Genomic DNA, 17,473 nt, shown 5'->3' with positions numbered 1-17,473 from the left:
GCGGTTCATCGTCATGCGTTTATTGCCGGAACTGCGCGAGGCTCGCGAACGCTCGCTCGTCGAAAGCCCGCTCGCACCAGGCGCGCGCGGCTTCGGCTTGCGCGGCGTCCCAGCCGCCGTAGCGCACGTTGTCGAAAAACTTCGCGCTCAACTCGTCTTTCGACAGCGGTTCGTGCGCGCCGCCGCGCATATGCGGCTGGCGGATTTCGATTACGCTGCCGTCCGCGAGCGTCGCGCGCAGATGGCCCGTGAAATTGTTCGGATACGCGTTTTCCGGGTCGATGCGATAGCGGATTTTCGCGGCGAGCGCGAGCACTTGCGCGTCGCGAATGCGCGCTTCGGTGAACTGCTCGAAGCCCGCCTTGCGGTCGAAGAAACCCACGGCCATGCAGAACGGCGTGCTGAACTTCGCCGCATACGCCGTAGGCGGACGATGCTTCACCGCGAGTTCTTCCCAAAGCCGATGCACGGTGCCTTCGCCCACGTCGCAGACGATCTCGCGAATCTGCGCGGCCTGCACGCCGCGTTCGGCGAGCGCGATTGCGCAGTCGATATACGGCTGCGTCATGGTTCCGCATGCGTAGGGTTTGAACGCGATCGTCTCCATGATCCAGCGCGTGCCGAGGCCGTCGAGCACCGGCGCGAAGTCGGGCGCGCGCGAGGGCGCGAACGCCTTGAAGAAGCCGTGCTTGCCTTCGAGCACGGTGCGCGGGCCGTCGAAGCCGCCGCGCGCCATCAGCGCCGCGCGGATGCCCGACTGCGCGGCCCAGCCCGCGTGCATGCGTTTCGTGGAAGTGCCTTCGGCCAGATATTCGATGATGCCGGAAGCCATGCTGCCCGCGATGCCGAGCGCCGACGTGGCCGCGCGCGCATCGAGCCGCAGCGCCGCCGATACGCCGGCCGCGGCGGCGAGCGCGCCGATCACGGCCGTGGGATGGAAGCCCGCGGAGTGGATCGCGCGCGGCGCCACGAGGCTCAAGCGGCACATCAGTTCCGCGCCCGCGACGATGCCGCGCAGCAACGCCTCGCCGCCAAGTCCTTCGCGCTCGCATGCGGCAAGCACGGCGGGCACGACCACGGCGCCCGAATGCACGGGGCCGCCTTCGAAGGTGTCGTCGTAATCTTCGCCGTGCGCGGCCGTGCCGTTGACGAGCGCCGCTTCGAACGCGTTGAAGCCGCCCGTGTGGCCGAGCGCGGTGCAGCGACCGTCGCGGTCGGTGGCGGCGAGCGTGGCGTCGATATACGGCTCGCGGCGCCCCGCGATGCACAGGCCCGTCACGTCGAGCAGCAACAGGCGCGCGGTGTCCGCGGCGGCGGGGGGGAGGCCCGCGTTGCCGGCGGCGGCGAGCGTCGCGATCCAGTCGCCGATTTGATCAGCAATACTAACGGTTGATTCGGGGTGACTCGTGTTCATCAGGTGTCTCGCTCCAGTCGGGTGCTACGAAAAGATCGGTCCGGGACGCGGGCCTCCCGCGCGCTTGCCTGCACGGCAACGCGCGCGCGAGGCGAGCCTCAGCGCGGCTGCCCGCTGCGCTCGGGCGCGCTGTTGACGAGATCGGTGCCTTCCTGCGCGCCCGCCGTGCGGGCGCGGCGATAACCCGATTCGACGTGCTCGCGCATCGTGCGCGCGACGGCTTCGGGGTCGCGCGAGGCGAGGGCTTCGAGAATCTTGCGATGTTCGTCGTGCGAGGCGCGCGAGCTGCCCGAGAGCGAAAATCCGCGCCGGCGCAGCAAATGCATGCGATTGATGACCTGACGATAGAGCGCGAGCATCGTCGCGTTGCCGGCCAGTTCGACGAGCCGGTCGTGGAACGCGATGTTCAGCGTGAAGTAATCGTTCAGCTCGCCTTCCTTCGAGCTGGCTTCGAGCTGATCGAGCATGCCGCGCAGTTCGTCGAGTTCCGCGTCGGCGATGACGGGCGCGAGACGGCGGCCCGCCATTTCGTCGAGGCCCGCGCGCACTTCATAAAGCTCCGCCGCCTCGGCCTCCGAAATCTCGCGGATGTACACGCCACGGTTCTTTTCCAGCCAGACGAGTCCCGCTTCCTCCAGCGCCCGAAACGCCTCGCGCACCGGGCTGCGGCTGATCTTGAGATGATCGGCGAGATCCATTTCGTTGAGCTTCATGCCGGCCTGCAACTCGCCGGTCTTGATGCGACGCAGGATTTCCTCCTGGACAAGACCCGACAAGGTGACGGAGCGGAGCAGTTCAAGCGAGTTCGCGGCGCGTTGCATGACGGGCGGGGTCCGTAGAGTGGAAAAGACGGAAGAAATTTTACCGGAATGCTTGCGCATTGACTATTGTCGACAATATACTCATCTCCAGATTGGAATTCAAGGCGTGAGTCGGCGAGGCGATAACATTGTCGACAATATTCGTAATGCAATCTGGGTGGCCAAGAACGCCGTGCGCACATTGATAGGGAATGGGCATGCGGCGGTGCGACGTTGGCGAGAACGGCGTGCGAAAGCGCTCATGTCCCCAAGGCATTTCAGGAGATTGGGACAACTAAGCAAAGCGATTCCGCGTCGCGCCATGCGCCGCTGCGTTCCACTCGTATCCGATCGTATCCGCTTGCCGTCACGCTTGTTTCGACGAGCTATCTCGCGGGCTTGCCGCCCACGAAGCTGTGCAATTGAAGTGCGACTGACTGCCACTGAATGCAAATAGAAGCGCGATAAAAGCGCAAAGCCGCGCGCATCGGCATCAAGAATTCGCTACACGGAGACAGGCCATGCAGTGTCGTATCCGCAGTATCCGAAGCATTCGCAATCGCAAGCCCCGCTCGGGCAGGAGCGCAGCACGATGAAGGCGTCTCTCTTTCGGGGCGCGCCCGGCCGCGTGTTCATGCTGCTGTGCATGATGTACTTCATCGAGTACATCGATCGTGTGAATCTCTCGATCGCGGCGCCCGTGCTCAAGCAAACGCTGCACTTGAGCAACACGAGTCTCGGCGTCGCGCTTTCGGCGTTCGGCTATTGCTACGCCACGTTCCAGATCGTCAACGGATATCTCGGCGATCGCATCGGTCCGCGCCGCATGCTTGCGATTTCGGGCCTGCTGTGGGGCATCGGCACGATCGCGACGGGCATGATCGGCGGCCTCGGCTCGCTCGTGTTCGCGCGCATGTGCGTGGGCCTCGGCGAAGCGGGCACGATCCCCAATGCCACGCGCGCCATGACCAACTGGGTGCCGAGCGCGCAGCGCGGCTTCGCGCAAGGCTTCACGCATTCGTCGGCGCGCGCGGCCGCCGCGATCACGCCGCCGCTCGTCGTCGCGTTGATTCCGCTGCTGGGTTGGCGCGGCGCGTTCGTCGCGCTCGGCTGCGTGAGCCTCGTATGGGTCGCCGTGTGGTGGCGCTATTTCCGCGACGATCCGCGCACGCACGAGGGCGTGACGCCCGCGCAGATCGCCGCGCTGCCGCCGTACGCGGGGCCGCGCCATCGCACGCCGGTGCCGTGGTGGCCGCTCATGCGCCGCATCATGCCGGTCACGCTGGTGTTCTTTTGCCATGCGTGGACGCTCTGGTTGTATCTGAGCTGGCTGCCGAGCTTTTTCGTCGGCGAATACGGCATCGCGCTCAAGCATTCGGCGCTGTTCACCTCGGGCGTGTTCCTCGCCGGCGTGATCGGCGACACGGCGGGCGGCGTGCTCACCGACGCCATCTATCGCCGCACCGGCAACCTCAATCGCGCGCGCCGCAACGTGATCGTCGCCGGTTTTCTCGGCTCGCTCGTGTTCATCTCGGCCGTGTTCTTCGTGCGCAATCCCGGCGTGATCGCGGTATGTCTCGCCGCGGCGCTGTTCTGCCTCGAATCGACCGAAGGCCCGATCTGGGCCGTGCCGATGGATATCGCGCCGGCCTTCGCGGGCGTGGCGAGCGGTTTCGTGAGCACGGCGGCGGGACTTGCCGCGATCGTTTCGCCGCTCGCGTTCGGCCTCGTCAGCGACCTGACCGGCAGCTATCGCCTGCCGTTCATCATGTCGATGGGGCTGCTGGTCGCGGGCATCGCGCTCGCGTTCTGGATTCGGCCCGACCGGCCGCTCCAGGCGACGCCGAATTCCGCCACTCGTACCGAAACTCTGGGAGCACATTCATGAATGCAGGATCGGGGCAGCGCGTCGCCGTGGTCACGGGCGCCGCGCGCAATATCGGAAGGGCGATCGCGCTCGAACTCGCGCGCGCGGGCGCGGCCGTCGTGGTCAACGCGCGCAGCTCGCATGAAGAAGCCGCGAGCGTGGTGCGCGAGATCGAGGCGGCGGGCGGCCGCGCGGCCGTCGAACTCGCCGACGTGAGCACGCCGGAAGGCGCGCAGGCGCTGATGGACGCGGCCGTGGAGCGCTTCGGCCGCATCGACCTGCTCGTGAACAATGCGGCGCTGCGCCGCGAAGTGCCGTTCGACGAACTCGACTGGACGCAGTGGCGCGAAGTGATGGCCGTGATTCTGGACGGCGCGTATTTGTGCTCGCGCGCGGCGCTGCCGCATTTGCGCGCGGCGGGCGCGGGCGCGATCGTCAATATCGGCGGCATGTCGGCGCATGCGGGTTCGAGCGGGCGCGCGCACGTGATCGCCGCGAAGGCCGGGCTAGTCGGGCTTACGCGCGCGCTCGCGCACGATCTCGCGCCCGACGGCATCACCGTGAACTGCGTGGTGCCGGGCCTGATCGACACGCAGCGCGGCGGCTCGGCCGGCGCGCGCGAGCCCGCGCATCATGCGCATCGCACGACGCTCGTGGGCCGTCGCGGCCATCCCGAGGAAGTGGCGGCACTGGTCGGCTTTTTGTGCGGCGAGACGGCGCGCTTCGTGACGGGGCAGGTCATTCACGCGAACGGAGGCGCGTTCCTCGGCTGACGCGGCGAGGCAGGCGGCTCGCCTCGCGCGCCGCGCTCGTACCGCCGCCTCGAACAATTAGTTAGCTATACGAACAAATGGAAGGTGGATGGGACATTCCGCTCGCCATGGAGACACGGATGAAAAAAACGCTGTGGATCTTGCCCGAACCGGGCGTGTTCGCCGCGACGGCGCAGGCGCGGGACAGCGCGACGCTCCACGGCATTTGCGACGATCGGCGGTCTCCGCGGTCCCGGCGATCCGTCGAACAACCACCGTGCCTTCGCGCGTGTCGCGATTCGCCGCAAGTTGTGATGCCCGGCCTCACGCATCGCCGCCGGCTTCTCCGAACACGCGGCGCGCATGTATGCCGAGTCCGGTTGCCACGCTCGCGAGCCGGTCCCCGAATACGGCGTGCGCGTGGGGAAACGCGCGCGCGATCGCGCCGGTGAGATGTTCGAGGCCGGTCGAGCCGCCGGTGAAGTAGAGCGCCGATATCGTTTCCTCGCGCACGCCCGCGAGCCGCGCGGTGTCGCGCGCGGCTTCGACGATGCGCGCCGTGTCGTCGCGCGATGCGTCGACGAGCGCGGGCGCGTCGAAATCCGCGTGCAGGCCGGGTTCTACCGCATCGAGACCGATGCGCGTGGTTCCGCCCGCCGATACCGCGATCTTCGCTTGCTCGGCCTGCGCGAGCAGCGCGTGACCGAGCCGGTGTTCGACCACGCGCATCGCGCGCGCATGGTGCGCCGGATCGCGAAAGAGATGGCGCATGAGCCGCAATTCGGCCGCGCGCCGCGGCGTGTAGACGGTGTTCACGAGGTGCCATGTTGCTAGGTCGAAGTAGAGACGGCTCGGCATCTCGCGCCCCTGCGTGTCGATGGAGCGGTAGCCGAGCGCGGGCTGGATCGCCGCGAGCGCCACGCGCCGGTCGAAGTCGGTGCCGGCTACGTGTACGCCGTGATGCGCGAGCACGTCGTCGCGCCGGGCCGCGCGCGCCCGGCGCCGGGGGCCCACGCGCACGAGCGAAAAGTCCGAGGTGCCGCCGCCGATGTCGGCGACGAGCACGCGTTGTTCGTCGGCGAGACGCGCCTCGTAGTCGAACGCGGCGGCGATCGGTTCGTACTGGAAGACGATCTCGCGAAAGCCGACGGCGCGCGCGGCATCGGCGAACTGCTGCTCGGCTTGCGCGTCGGCGCGCGGGTCGTCGTCGACGAAAAACACCGGACGGCCGAGCACGGCGCGCAGCAGCGGCGTACTTCCCTCGGCCTCGGCGCGGCGCTTCAGATGCGCGAGAAAGAGCGCGATGACGTCCGTGTAGCGGATCGCGCTGCCGTTGCCCATGTCGGTGCTCGTTTGCGCGAGCGCCGACCCGAGGATGCTCTTGATCGAGCGCATCAGGCGCCCGTGATGGCCTTCGATATACGCCGCGAGCGCGGCGCGGCCGTAGCTTTGCGTGTGCTCGTCGGCGTTGAAGAACACGGCGGTGGGCAGCGTGCGCCGGCCGTTTTCGACGGTGGCGAGCCGCATGCCTTCGGCGTGCGGCAAGACGATGGCGGAATTGGAAGTGCCGAAATCAATGGCGCAATAACTCATGGGAAAGCGTTCTGTTAGGGGTAAACGCCAACATTGAAAAAGTGTTGACAGTTAGCATAAGACGATAGACACTTCGACGCAAGCTGAACGGCGTGACGCTTTCCCGCGAAACAGGCGGGTGTGACGGCTGGGCAGCGGAGGAGACAACGGCGCATGCGGCGCGAGGCGAGCCTCGTGCATGACGCCGCCCACGAGCAAGTACGAGCGGATGCGAGCGAGTACGAGCGCACACAAGCAAAGCGCAACCGGTTCTCAGGCGAGAACGGCGGCGCGGTGTCCTTGCCAATCTGACTAGAAATTAAGGAGACCGAAGTGAATGCAGTGACCATGAAGCAGACCCGCAAGGCGTTGTGCCTTGCCGCACTCGGCTCGATGGCCGGCGCGGCGCACGCGCAGAGCAGCGTGACGTTGTACGGTTTGGTCGACGCAGGCATCAGCTACGTGAACAACGCGGCCACGCCGAGCGGCGGCAGTCATAGCCTCGTGAAGTTCGACGACGGCATCAACGGCGGCAATCGCATCGGTTTCAAGGGTGCGGAAGACCTGGGCGGCGGCTACAAAGCCATCTTCACACTGGAAAACGGCTTCGGTCTCGGCGACGGCACGCTGAGCCAGGGCGGCGCGCTGTTCGGCCGCCAGGCCTTCGTCGGCGTGTCGAAAAGCGGCGCGGGCACGTTCACGCTGGGGCGCCAGTATCCGTTCTCGCACGACTATTTGAACCGTTACGCGACGGGCGGCCTCACCGCCGGCGACGCGTACATGTATCACATCGACACGCTCGACCTGCTGACTTCGGTGCGGATCAACAACTCGGTGAAATTCGACAGCGCGCGCATGTACGGTTTCCGTTTCGGCGCGATGTACGGATTCTCGAATCAGGCGGGCGAGTTCGGCGGCTCGGACGGCGTGGGCGGCAAGAACGGTTCGTCGCGCACATATAGCTTCGGCTTCGATTACAACCACGGTCCGTTCAGCATGGCGTTCGCCTATACGGACATCACGTATCCGCTTCAGGAAGTGCCGGCGCTGAAGCTCACGCTCGCGAATCTCGATCCGCTCGGCGAGCGCGACTTGCGCACGCTCGGCATCGGCGCGAAGTACCGCTTCGAGCGCACGCTCGTCTATGCGCTCTGGACCAACACGCGTCTGGAGAACATCGATCACAGCGCGGCGACGCTCAACATCTACGAAGGCGGTTTCACGTATCACATCACGCCGGCGCTGGTGGGCGCGCTCGGCTATACGCGCACGCAGGTGCGCGGCTCCGAAAGCGGAACGTGGAACCAGTTCAACAGCAGCATCGAGTATTCGCTGAGCAAGCGCACGAGCGTCTACGCGCTCGCGATCTACCAGAAGGCGTCGGGCGACAACGACGGCGTGCCGGTGCAGGCGATGATCGGCAAGTCGACGAGTTACTTCGGCAATTCGGGCAGCGATGCTCAGAATCAGCTCGCGTTCCGCATCGGCATGCGGCACCGGTTCTGAGCGCGAGTCCGGCGAAAAGCGGTCGGCCCGCTGGCGGGAAAATGGCGGGCTGTTGACAGAAAACAGGCGGCGCCGTCAGTAAGGAAGTGTCAGGTCGAGGGCGCGCCGCGAGGCTGATCGCGCAAGGCCGGACGATCGGTGAAGAGAAAAAAGTAAAGTGTTGACAGTTTGCACGCAGAAACCTAGACTGCTTTTCATGGAAACCGATCACAACCCGACCACCGTCTCTCTCGCCGAGTTCCGCGCCCACACCTTGACCGGCGTGGTTCAACACGAGATCGAACGGATGATATTGAGCGGCGAGCTTGCGCCCGGCAAACGGCTGAACGAGAAAGCGGTCGCGGACAAACTGTCCGTGAGCCGCGGTCCCGTGCGCGAGGCGTGCCGCGCGCTGGCCGAGCTGGGCCTCGTGTACCTCGTGCCGAATCGCGGCGTGTTCATCAAGAAGGTCACGCGCGACGACGCCATCGAAGTCTACGATCTGCGCGCGGGTTTGACGGCGCTCGCGGCTTCGCTGCTCGCGCCCGTTCTTACCGCGGAAATGGCGGCGCAGCTCGACAGCTACGTCGACCAGATGCAGAGCGCGGCGGAGCAGGGCGACTTTTCGCGCTTCGACCCGCTCAACCTGGAGTTCCACGATTACATCGTGCGCTGCACCGGCAATTCGCGGCTCATCCGGCTGTATCGCGGCTTCGTCAAGGAGTTTCATCTGTTCCGCGTACACGGCATGGTTCAGCGCGGCGCGCTGCTCACCTCGAACGAAGAGCATCGCGAGATCGTCGCCGCGCTCAAGGCGCACGACGCCGCGCAGAGCTACGAAACGAGCTTCAGCCACGTGTCGAAGGGCAAGGAGCGCATGCTCAAGTCGCTCGACGAAATGGCGAAGAACAGCCCCGAGGACGCGGATCACGAGGAGCTGGACGACAAGATAGCTTGAGCATGAAGTAATAAAGCAGCAAGCAGGCGGCAGGCGTGGCCCGCGCCGCCTGAGGCAGCAACCGCATGGCGGGCCGCGACATCGAGGAAAACACCTGATTTGCCGGACGTATTGATGCGTCCGGTCGCAATTCCGTTATTACGGAATGCTAACCGATATTAATTTGATGTACTAACGATACCCTGCGCTTGCACGATGCCGGCAGCAGTTTTCAGCCACCGTTACCCGACTTTCATTCGTATGCTCGAACTTTCGCTCGCCTGTCAGCTCACGGACCGCACCAGGGCGCTGGTCGACGGCAAGGCCGCCGTGGAAGGATGCTCGATCAACTTCGTTCATGGACCGGCCGAGGAGCTGTTCCAGCGCGCCTTCCGGCACGGCGAGTTCGACATCTCCGAACTCTCGCTGGGCACGCACCTGATGACGACGGCGCGCGGGCAAAGCCGCTATGTGGCCATTCCCGTGTTTCTTTCGCGCTCGTTCCGTCATTCGGCCATTTACGTGCGCGACGATTGCGGCATCGACTCGCCGCAGGCGCTGAAAGGGCGCAAGGTGGGCGTGCCCGATTTTCAGCAGACGGCGGGTATCTGGGTGCGCGGCATGTTGCACGACGAGTACGGCATCACGAGCCGCGACGTGCAATGGGTGACGGGCGGCCTCGAACAAAGCGGCCGCGAGGCGCGCGTGCCGTACGAACTCGCGCCCGGCATTCAGGTGCAGCCGATCGGCGCGAACGAAACGCTGGCCGCGTTGCTCGACGCGGGCGAAATCGACGCCGTGATCGCGCCCAAGCCGCCTTCGTGCTTCGGTCGCAACGCGCAGGTGCGGCGGCTCTTTCCCGAATACCGCGCGGCCGAGGAAGCCTGGTTCGCCAAGACCGGTCTCTTTCCGCTGATGCATGTCGTGGGCATCCGGCGCGCGCTCGTCGAGCAGCATCCGTGGCTGCCGGTGAACGTCTACGCGGCGTTCTGCAAGTCGCGCGACATCGCGCTCGGCGAACTCACGATCATGGACACGCTGCGCGCGATGCACCCGTGGCTGCCCGCGGAAATCGAGCGCGTGCGCGCCATCATGGGCCAGGACTTCTGGCGCTACGGCGTGGCCGAGAATCGCGCCGATCTCGACGCCTTGCAGCGCTACGCGAAACACGACGGGCTGATCGACGGCGAGGTGCCCATCGAGGCGCTTTTCGCGGCCAGCACGCTGGACCGATTCCGCTTCTAGCGGCGCCGGACCCGACGCCCGACAAGAACAGCAACCCGCAATACAGGAGACAGAGGCATGAGAAGGAGGCGAGCTTTAACGTTGATGACGGGCGCCTGCGCGGCGTTATTCGTCGCGCAGCCGGCGACCAGCCGCGCCGCGGACGCCTGGCAACCGCGCCGGCCCGTGGAAATCGTCGTGCCGAGCGCACCCGGCGGCGGACTCGATCTCGTCGCGCGCACGCTGCAAAGCGTCATCACGCAGGAAAAGCTGTCCAGCAAGCCGGTGACGGTGCTCAACCGGCCGGGCGGCGGCGGCACGGTGAGCGTCGCGTACATCAACTCGCATGCGGGCAACGGCGAATACGTGACGGTGCAGGCGCTGCCGCTCATTACGAACCGCATCACGGGCCTGAGCACGACCGGTCTCGACGACGTCACGCCGCTCGCCGTGTTCGTGACCGAGCAGGTGGTGTTCTCGGTGCCCGGCAATTCGCCGATCAAGAACGGCGCGGACTTCGTGCAGATGCTCAAGAAAGATCCGTCGAGCGTGACGATGGGCGTGTCCAGCTCGCCCGGCGGACAAAGCCACGACGCCGCCGCGCTCGTCATCAAGGGCGCGGGCCAGGACCCGAAAAAGCTCAAGATCGTGTTCTTCGATTCGGGAGGCGAGGCCGTCACGGCGCTCATGGGCGGCCACGTCACGGCGGCCGCCACGCCCGCGGGCGTGGTGCTCGGGCCGAGCCAGGCGGGGCGCGTGCGCCTGATCGGCATTCCCGGCGCGCAGCGCGAACAGGGCGCGCTCGCCAACGTGCCGACGTGGAAGGAGCAGGGCGTCAACGTCGACTTCAGCACCTGGCGCGTGCTCGTGGGGCCGAAAAACATGACGCCGGAACAGATCGCCTGGTGGGACAACGTGCTGCAAAAAGCCACGTCGTCGCCGGAGTGGGCCGTGGCCGTCAAACGCAATCTCTGGACCGCCGACTACAAGAACAGCGCACAGACGCGCGTGTTCCTGCAAGGCGAGCAAACGCGCCTGAAAACCTTGCTGGGCGATCTCGGCCTCGCGAAGTAGCGCCGCGCAATGCGCCCGGGTGCCATGACGCATCGGGCGCGCAACGATTTCAACCCCGTAGTACCTATTGACCTGGAGAAGCACTATGTCCCGCATCGTTCACCTCGCAGTCAAAGTCGACGACCTCGAGGCGGCCACCCGTTTTTACACGGAAGTTTTCGGCTTCACGGAAGTGAAGACGGGTCGCAACCGTCAGCACATCTCGCGCCACATGACCGACGGCCACATCGACTTCACGCTGATGAAGTACGACAGCGAAGACGCGCATGAAGCGCAGCTCGCCGGCGCCGGCCCGCGTCTGCATCACTGGGGCGTGACGGTCGACGACCAGGAAGCCGCCGCCGCAAAGATCCGCGAACTCGGCGGCGAAATCCTCTCGGCGAAGGGCGAAGGCGCGCTCAAGTTCCGCGCGCCGGACGGCACCATCGCCGAAGTCGTGAAGCCGGGCCGCTACAACGAGAAGTAAATCCGCGCGGCAGGGCCGCCGGCGAAAACGGCGGCCCGCGCCACCTCACGGCATGCACGACCGGCCGGCGCGCGCGGCGCAAGCGCGCGCGCCGGCCAGGACCGGACTGGAGGAGACATGAAAAGCGTCAAAGGCGATGTCTGGCTTGCGATCGTCGTGATCGTCGGTGCAGCCATTTATCTGTACATGGATTTGCAGTTGCCCGAAGTCCGGCTGAGCGATCCGCTCGGGCCAAAGGCGTTTCCGGCGCTCGTGGGCGTCGGTTTGATCGCTTCGGCGCTGCTGCTGTTGCTCGAAGGGCGCGCCAGGACGCGTCACGCCGTGCGTCAACCTCAACCGGCGCGCAGCGCGGCATCGCAGCCCGCGGCGCAACAGGCTTCGCCGCACGCGGCGCCCGCCGTGGCCCGTGCAACCGGACCGAACGGTGCAATGGGCGCAAGCGGCGCAATCAACGTGAGCGACGCGATCGACGCGAGCGAAGCAACCGGGACGGCAGCGGAAGCGGCCGCCGCGCAACCCGCTCACAAGCGTCCCGCGCTGGTGCTGATCGGCATGGTGCTGTGGACCGCGCTTTACTACTTCGCCTTCGAGCGCGTGGGCTACCTGATCGCCACCGCCGCGTTCCTGCTGGGCCTGCTCAGCTACTTCAACCGCAAGCGCGTCAAGACGAATCTCGCGATTGCCGTGGTCGCCACGACGGTGATCTATCTGCTGTTCTCGCAGCTTCTCGACGTACCGATGCCGCGCGGCATCCTTCCATTCTGAGGCCGGTCGCAACATGGAAAGTCTGCAAGGCATTCTGCACGGGCTCGCGATCGCCGCGACGCCGATGCATCTCTTCTATACGCTGATCGGCGTGTTCATCGGCACGATGATCAGTCATCTGCCGGGCATCGGACCGTCGGCGGGCATTGCGCTGCTGATTCCGGTGACGTTCGGCATGGACCCGACCTCGGCGCTCATGATGCTCACGGGCATCTACTACGGCTGCATGTACGGCGGCGCGGTCACGGCGATCCTGCTCAACACGCCCGGCGACGCCGCCGCCGTGATGACGGTGCTCGACGGCTATCCGCTCGCGCGCAAGGGGCGGGCGGCGGCGACGCTCGCGATCGCGGCGGTCAGCTCGTTCATCTCGGGCATGATCGGCGTGACGGCGCTTTCGTTCGTGGCCGCGCCGCTCGCCGCCGTGGCGCTGCATTTCGGCCCCACCGAGTATTTCGCGCTGATCTGCTTCGCGCTTTCCACGGTGAGCGCCTTGACGGGCGACTCGCTCGCGAAGGGCATGATCGCGGTGTTCATGGGCCTCGGGCTGGCGACCGTCGGCATCGACCTGCAAAGCGGCGTGCCGCGCTTCACGCTCGGCTTCACGCAACTGCTCGACCGCGTGAACTTTCTCGTGGTGGTGGTGGGGCTTTTCGCCATCGCCGAGGTGAGCCGCATGGTCGAGGGCACGCTCGGCGGCACGCTGCATACGGTCAAGGTGGAAGGCAAGCTCTGGTTCACGCGCGAGGAATGGAGGCGCGCGCGCCCGGCTATCCTGCGCGGCTCGTCGGTGGGCTTTCTGTGCGGCGCGGCGCCGGGGCTCGGCGGCACGCTCGCGGCCATGCTCTCGTACGTGCTCGAAAAGAAAATTTCGAAACATCCCGAGGAATTCGGCCACGGCGCGATCGAAGGCGTGGCCGCGCCCGAGGCGGCCACCAACGCCGACACCTGCGGCGCCTTCGTACACTTGCTCGCGCTGGGCGTGCCGGGCTCGGGCGCGACGGCGGTGATCATGGGCGCGTTCATCATGTACGGCATCCAGCCGGGGCCGATGCTGTTCCACACGCAGCCCGATCTCGTCTGGGGGCTCATCGCGAGCATGTACGTCGGCAACATCATGCTGCTCGTGCTGAACCTGCCGCTCGTCGGCATTCTGTCGCGCATTCTGTACGTGCCGCCCGGCGTGCTGCTGTGCCTGATTCTCGTGATCGCGTCCACGGGCGTGTTCTCGTTCAACAGCGACACGTTCGATCTGTACATGGCGCTCGGCTTCGGCATGCTCGGTTACGCGTTCCGCCGCTTCGACATTCCGAAGGCGCCGCTGCTGTTCGGCCTGATTCTCGGCCACACGCTCGAACAGTCGTTCCGCCAGGCGCTCACGATTTCGAACGGCGACCCCGGCGTGTTCGTGCGCAGCCCGATTTCGGCGGCGCTGCTCGCTTGCGCGGCGATCAGCGTGGGCGCTTCGATCTGGAGCCGCCGCCGTCCGTCGAAGCTGATGCGGCAGACCGAAGCGCAACTCGCCGAACACCATCTCGCCGAGGAACGCCATTGAGCACGCGCGAGATGCCGCCGCCGAAGCCGTCGCCGGAACCGCCGCCGTTGCCGCTGCGCCAGTCCGGGCCGCCGCAGCGCGTCTCGCTCTGGCAGCTTTTCGTGCTGTTCTCGCGCGTGGGGCTCACGAGCTTCGGCGGCGGGCTTTCGGCGTGGATCTATCGCGAGGTCGTCGCCCAGCGTCAGTGGCTCAGCGACGACGAATTTCTCGGCGCGCTCACGCTCGGGCAAATCCTGCCCGGCTCGAACGTCGTGAATCTGTCGATCTACGTGGGCTACCGCATGCGCGGCGCGGCGGGCAGCACGGTGGCGGTGACGGCGCTGCTCGCGCCGCCGATGATCGTGATCGTGCTGTTCGCGAGCGTCTTTCACGCGTTCACGCAATGGTTGTGGGTCCACCGGCTGCTCGAAGGCGTGGCGGCGGGCGCGATCGGCATGACGGCGTCCGTCGGCTTTCGCACGGCGCGCACGGCCACGGCCACGCAGCGTTGGCCGCTCGTGCTGATCGTGGCGGTGTTCGTGGCCGTGGGCATTCTGCGCTGGCCGCTCGTGCCGGTAGCCGTGGTCGCGGGCGCGGCCGGGCTTGCGCTGGCGGCAAGGAGCGCACGCGATGCGTGACAACCTCTATCTGCAATTGATCGCGGTGTTTGCGCCGCTTTCGCTGCTTTCGATCGGCGGCGGGCAGAGCATCGTCGCCGAAATCAACCAGCAGGCCGTGACGATCCACGGCTGGGTCACGCAAACGCAGTTCGTCGATCTGTTCGCGATCTCGCGCGCGGCGCCCGGCCCCGGCGCGCTGCTCACCACGCTGATCGGCTGGCGAGCGGGCGGCTGGCTCGGCGCCGTGGTCGCTTCGCTGGCGCTGTTCGTGCCGTCTTCCCTGCTCGCGTACGTGGCCACGCTCGTGTGGCGGCGCCACGAGCGGCATCCGTGGCATCGCATTGCCGAACGCGGGCTTGCGCCCATCGCCACAGGCCTCATACTGTCGAGCTCGTATACGGTGCTGCGCGCGTCGTCGGCGACGTGGGCCGTATGGGGCCTCGCGCTGGGCGCGCTCGCGGTGTTCATGACGCGGCCGAAGGCGAATCCCCTGGCCGTGCTGTTTTGCGCCGGCCTTCTCAATATCGTGGCCGGCCGCTTCGCGTAAAGGAGCGCGCAATGCAACTCTATGGCAGACGCAGTTCGATCAACGTGCAGAAGGTGCTCTGGTGTCTCGGCGAACTCGGCCTCGCCGAAGGCCGCGATTACGAGCGCATCGACGCCGGCCTCGAATACGGCGTGATCGATACGCCCGCCTATCGCGCGCTCAACCCGAACGGTCTCGTGCCGACGCTGATCGACGGCGGCAACACGCTTTGGGAATCGAACACGATCCTGCGTTATCTCGCGGGCACGCACGCGGCGGGCGCGGCGCTTCTGCCCGCGGCTCCGGGCGAGCGCGCGAGCGTCGAGCGCTGGATGGACTGGCAGCTCGGCACGCTTTGGGCCACGCTGCGCGTCGCATTTCTTGGCTTGACGCGCACGGCGCCCGAAGCGCGCAACATGGCGGCGATTCACGCGTCGTTCGCGGAGGCCGCGCGGCTTCTGCGTTTGCTCGATGCGCAACTCGCGGCGCAGCCGTTCATTGCGCTCGGCCGCTTCACGCTCGCCGATATTGTCGTGGGACTGGCGGCGCACCGCTGGTACGGCCTGGGTGAGCGCTTCGCCGACTTGCTGCCCGCCGAAGCGGAGATGCCGAATGTCGCGCGCTGGCTCGCGGCATTGCGCGAGCGCGAGGCGTTTGGCGAGGCGTTGCGGGGGTGAGGGGTTGGGGCCGTCGTCACGCGAAATCGGCGACGTCCCGAGCGCGAGCCATGGTGTTCCGCCCACTTGCGAAGTCGCTCATCCGTCGCGCGATCCCGCCGCCGATACTTCGCGCTGGCGAATGTATAGACGCAGGCTTCGCCGTCAGTCCGTTCCCCAAGCCCCCGCCACGATCGAGCGAATCAGCGTTACGGCAAGTGCGCCGTAGCGTCCGCCATAGGCTTCATATACCGCCGATGATCGGCGCGTGAATGCGTGAACGCGCGAGCCGCCCCAGCAGCGAAGTGTTGAAATGCCGAAGCCGGTTCGCGCGCATGCGCCGCGCGTCGAGCACTGCGTTGAAGGATCGCGTTGCGCGCATGCACCTGTTCTTCGTCGCGATACGCGACGTTCGCCCAGGAGTACGCATTCACGTCGCGGTTTGCGGCAGCCTCGCCAAGCCGCCGGCCGGTGCGCATGGAGCAACGCGCGCCGGCCATGCCGCTCGCGCGTGTCGACGAGACTCACGGCGGATACGCGCGGGCGCCGGCGCGCAGAACGGCCCACGAGCCATTGGCGGCTCGGCACGAACAGCGCCTTGAGGCGTGCGGCTCACCGTGAAGCGCTTCACGAGATCGACCGAAGGCTGCCGCAACGCGCAGACCGAACGTTCCACATCGAACGTGTTGCAGAGCGTGACCGCGGCCGCCGCCAGGTACAGCGCTACCGGCGCGGTGACGCGGGTTTTCGTACGAGCGGTCCCGTATCTCGCCAAGACGATAGAAGAACGCCCCTTGTTCATTCCAGCGAACCCGCGCCGCCGAAGCGACGGTCCCGAAGCCATTTCAGCGTGAACAACATACGCTCGATCCGCCCAAGGTTCGCGCGGTCGACCGCAAGCCGGTTCTGCCCCGGGTACAGCGTTTCGCGGCTGATCCCGTAATCGCTGGCGATCTGCGCCTTGCGTCCAGCGGCCTCCGCGCGACGCCGCGTATCGGTGACTTGCTGCGCACCGGACAACGCAGGTCTGCGGCCGCGATTCGCACCGCGCTGTCGTGCCAGCGCACGGCCAGCGTGTCACTGCAGCGGATGAAGATGAGCAGCGCGTCGAGTTGCGCCCGCTTCGTGTCTTTTCCCGATGTCTTGTCGGCGCGGGTACGGTTTGGCTTCGCACCGTCAAGCTGGCGCTCGGCGTGCTGACCCGACCGTTCGCTTACCGGCGGATGCCTCGGTTTGAAATCCATACGCTGAAACAGAGCGCCAACAAACTCCGAAATACACCCTGATCTGTCAATGTTGACAGGTCCGGCATGACATCGGGAAGGTGGGTAGCTCCGGCTGACAGAGATGGCCCTCCCGGCGACTCGAGCCAATCATGCCAATCCGGGTCGCGCTATCAGGATGCGCGGCACGCCCGCAGTGCGCCCAATCGGGCCGCCAGTGCGGCGGCAGGGGCTTTCAGCGAAGTTAGCGCCAAGTCGAACGAAACCTCCGGTGACACCAGCCGCGCGCCGGCAGCCCAGGCCCTGCTTCAACCCCATCTTTTACTCGCCCGCCTTTACGCGCCCACAGCAGGACGGCGTAAATCCGACGGCGTAAGGAAATTCAGACGATTCCTATCTCTTTTGAGACGAATCTGAGATGTAATACTTATACCAGTCCACTTGCACCGAAATCTGCCGTGACTGGACATGGCGTGCCGTCTTCCGCACTGAATGCCAGTACCTCAGGCGTAGCCGCGCTAATCTTCATTGTCATTCAATTAGTTATCCTACGTAATT

Annotated in this window: 16 protein-coding genes; 12 read left to right on the top strand and 4 right to left on the bottom strand. The window is 66.2% G+C overall.

Annotated features, from left to right (window positions below; genetic code table 11):
• Positions 1 to 19: 19 nt before the first annotated feature.
• Both U5805_RS00080 and U5805_RS00075 read right to left on the bottom strand, forming a co-directional pair.
• Positions 20 to 1,414, bottom strand: coding sequence for an MmgE/PrpD family protein (locus U5805_RS00080; protein WP_322101386.1), 1,395 nt, complete (start codon positions 1,412 to 1,414; stop codon positions 20 to 22).
• 98 nt (positions 1,415 to 1,512) lie between these two features.
• Positions 1,513 to 2,235 (bottom strand): FCD domain-containing protein, encoded by a 723-nt coding sequence (locus U5805_RS00075; protein WP_322101385.1) that lies wholly within the window; start codon positions 2,233 to 2,235, stop codon positions 1,513 to 1,515.
• Positions 2,236 to 2,740: 505 nt separating this feature from the next.
• Between U5805_RS00075 and U5805_RS00070 the strand changes: the two genes are divergently transcribed.
• Both U5805_RS00070 and U5805_RS00065 read left to right on the top strand, forming a co-directional pair.
• On the top strand, positions 2,741 to 4,102 hold the full coding sequence (locus U5805_RS00070; RefSeq protein ID WP_322101384.1) for an MFS transporter: 1,362 nt from the start codon (positions 2,741 to 2,743) through the stop codon (positions 4,100 to 4,102).
• Positions 4,099 to 4,854 (top strand): 3-oxoacyl-ACP reductase FabG, encoded by a 756-nt coding sequence (locus tag U5805_RS00065; RefSeq protein ID WP_322101383.1) that lies wholly within the window; start codon positions 4,099 to 4,101, stop codon positions 4,852 to 4,854. The genes U5805_RS00070 and U5805_RS00065 overlap by 4 nt, the downstream gene beginning before the upstream one ends.
• 303 nt (positions 4,855 to 5,157) lie before the next feature.
• Here the strand turns inward: U5805_RS00065 and U5805_RS00060 are convergent, their stop codons facing one another.
• Positions 5,158 to 6,426, bottom strand: coding sequence for an Hsp70 family protein (locus U5805_RS00060; RefSeq protein WP_322101382.1), 1,269 nt, complete (start codon positions 6,424 to 6,426; stop codon positions 5,158 to 5,160).
• 327 nt (positions 6,427 to 6,753) lie between these two features.
• On the opposite strand from U5805_RS00060, the gene U5805_RS00055 reads away from it, so the two are divergent.
• From U5805_RS00055 to U5805_RS00010, 10 genes are all read left to right on the top strand, one after another.
• Positions 6,754 to 7,911: a porin gene (locus U5805_RS00055; protein ID WP_322101723.1), complete on the top strand. Its 1,158-nt coding sequence runs from the start codon at positions 6,754 to 6,756 to the stop codon at positions 7,909 to 7,911.
• Between the two features lie 196 nt (positions 7,912 to 8,107).
• Positions 8,108 to 8,848 (top strand): FCD domain-containing protein, encoded by a 741-nt coding sequence (locus U5805_RS00050; protein WP_322101381.1) that lies wholly within the window; start codon positions 8,108 to 8,110, stop codon positions 8,846 to 8,848.
• 240 nt (positions 8,849 to 9,088) lie between these two features.
• Positions 9,089 to 10,072 (top strand): PhnD/SsuA/transferrin family substrate-binding protein, encoded by a 984-nt coding sequence (locus U5805_RS00045; protein ID WP_322101380.1) that lies wholly within the window; start codon positions 9,089 to 9,091, stop codon positions 10,070 to 10,072.
• A gap of 57 nt (positions 10,073 to 10,129) precedes the next feature.
• Entirely contained in the window at positions 10,130 to 11,125 is a 996-nt protein-coding gene (locus U5805_RS00040) for a tripartite tricarboxylate transporter substrate binding protein (RefSeq protein WP_322101379.1), read from the top strand.
• A gap of 85 nt (positions 11,126 to 11,210) precedes the next feature.
• Complete coding sequence (locus U5805_RS00035; protein ID WP_322101378.1) at positions 11,211 to 11,591, top strand: VOC family protein; 381 nt, start codon at positions 11,211 to 11,213, stop codon at positions 11,589 to 11,591.
• Between the two features lie 117 nt (positions 11,592 to 11,708).
• Positions 11,709 to 12,356 (top strand): tripartite tricarboxylate transporter TctB family protein, encoded by a 648-nt coding sequence (locus U5805_RS00030; RefSeq protein WP_322101377.1) that lies wholly within the window; start codon positions 11,709 to 11,711, stop codon positions 12,354 to 12,356.
• A gap of 13 nt (positions 12,357 to 12,369) precedes the next feature.
• Complete coding sequence (locus U5805_RS00025) at positions 12,370 to 13,911, top strand: tripartite tricarboxylate transporter permease (protein WP_322101376.1); 1,542 nt, start codon at positions 12,370 to 12,372, stop codon at positions 13,909 to 13,911.
• Positions 13,908 to 14,528, top strand: a complete 621-nt coding sequence (locus U5805_RS00020) for a chromate transporter (RefSeq protein WP_322101375.1) — start codon at positions 13,908 to 13,910, stop codon at positions 14,526 to 14,528. The genes U5805_RS00025 and U5805_RS00020 overlap by 4 nt, the downstream gene beginning before the upstream one ends.
• Entirely contained in the window at positions 14,521 to 15,057 is a 537-nt protein-coding gene (locus U5805_RS00015) for a chromate transporter (protein WP_322101374.1), read from the top strand. The genes U5805_RS00020 and U5805_RS00015 overlap by 8 nt, the downstream gene beginning before the upstream one ends.
• A gap of 11 nt (positions 15,058 to 15,068) precedes the next feature.
• On the top strand, positions 15,069 to 15,713 hold the full coding sequence (locus U5805_RS00010) for a glutathione S-transferase (RefSeq protein ID WP_322101373.1): 645 nt from the start codon (positions 15,069 to 15,071) through the stop codon (positions 15,711 to 15,713).
• A 777-nt stretch (positions 15,714 to 16,490) separates the two neighbouring features.
• Here U5805_RS00010 and U5805_RS31735 read toward each other — a convergent pair.
• Positions 16,491 to 16,712: a hypothetical protein gene (locus U5805_RS31735; protein ID WP_415914512.1), complete on the bottom strand. Its 222-nt coding sequence runs from the start codon at positions 16,710 to 16,712 to the stop codon at positions 16,491 to 16,493.
• Between the last annotated feature and the right edge of the window lie 761 nt (positions 16,713 to 17,473).

The sequence above is a fragment of the Paraburkholderia sp. J41 genome, from assembly GCF_905220235.1.
Taxonomy (GTDB): domain Bacteria; phylum Pseudomonadota; class Gammaproteobacteria; order Burkholderiales; family Burkholderiaceae; genus Paraburkholderia.
This window is presented reverse-complemented; position numbering and strand designations above follow the sequence as displayed.

Excerpts from the sequence above, each read along its gene's own strand:
- U5805_RS00060 (WP_322101382.1), bottom strand. The coding sequence starts at position 6,426 with ATGAGTTATTGCGCCATTGATTTCGGCACTTCCAATTCCGCCATCGTC.
- U5805_RS00055 (WP_322101723.1), top strand. The coding sequence starts at position 6,754 with ATGAAGCAGACCCGCAAGGCGTTGTGCCTTGCCGCACTCGGCTCGATG.
- U5805_RS00030 (WP_322101377.1), top strand. The coding sequence starts at position 11,709 with ATGAAAAGCGTCAAAGGCGATGTCTGGCTTGCGATCGTCGTGATCGTC.
- U5805_RS00035 (WP_322101378.1), top strand. The coding sequence starts at position 11,211 with ATGTCCCGCATCGTTCACCTCGCAGTCAAAGTCGACGACCTCGAGGCG.
- U5805_RS00065 (WP_322101383.1), top strand. The coding sequence starts at position 4,099 with ATGAATGCAGGATCGGGGCAGCGCGTCGCCGTGGTCACGGGCGCCGCG.
- U5805_RS00075 (WP_322101385.1), bottom strand. The coding sequence starts at position 2,235 with ATGCAACGCGCCGCGAACTCGCTTGAACTGCTCCGCTCCGTCACCTTG.
- U5805_RS00010 (WP_322101373.1), top strand. The coding sequence starts at position 15,069 with ATGCAACTCTATGGCAGACGCAGTTCGATCAACGTGCAGAAGGTGCTC.
- U5805_RS00015 (WP_322101374.1), top strand. The coding sequence starts at position 14,521 with ATGCGTGACAACCTCTATCTGCAATTGATCGCGGTGTTTGCGCCGCTT.
- U5805_RS00080 (WP_322101386.1), bottom strand. The coding sequence starts at position 1,414 with ATGAACACGAGTCACCCCGAATCAACCGTTAGTATTGCTGATCAAATC.
- U5805_RS00050 (WP_322101381.1), top strand. The coding sequence starts at position 8,108 with ATGGAAACCGATCACAACCCGACCACCGTCTCTCTCGCCGAGTTCCGC.
- U5805_RS00040 (WP_322101379.1), top strand. The coding sequence starts at position 10,130 with ATGAGAAGGAGGCGAGCTTTAACGTTGATGACGGGCGCCTGCGCGGCG.
- U5805_RS00025 (WP_322101376.1), top strand. The coding sequence starts at position 12,370 with ATGGAAAGTCTGCAAGGCATTCTGCACGGGCTCGCGATCGCCGCGACG.
- U5805_RS00045 (WP_322101380.1), top strand. The coding sequence starts at position 9,089 with ATGCTCGAACTTTCGCTCGCCTGTCAGCTCACGGACCGCACCAGGGCG.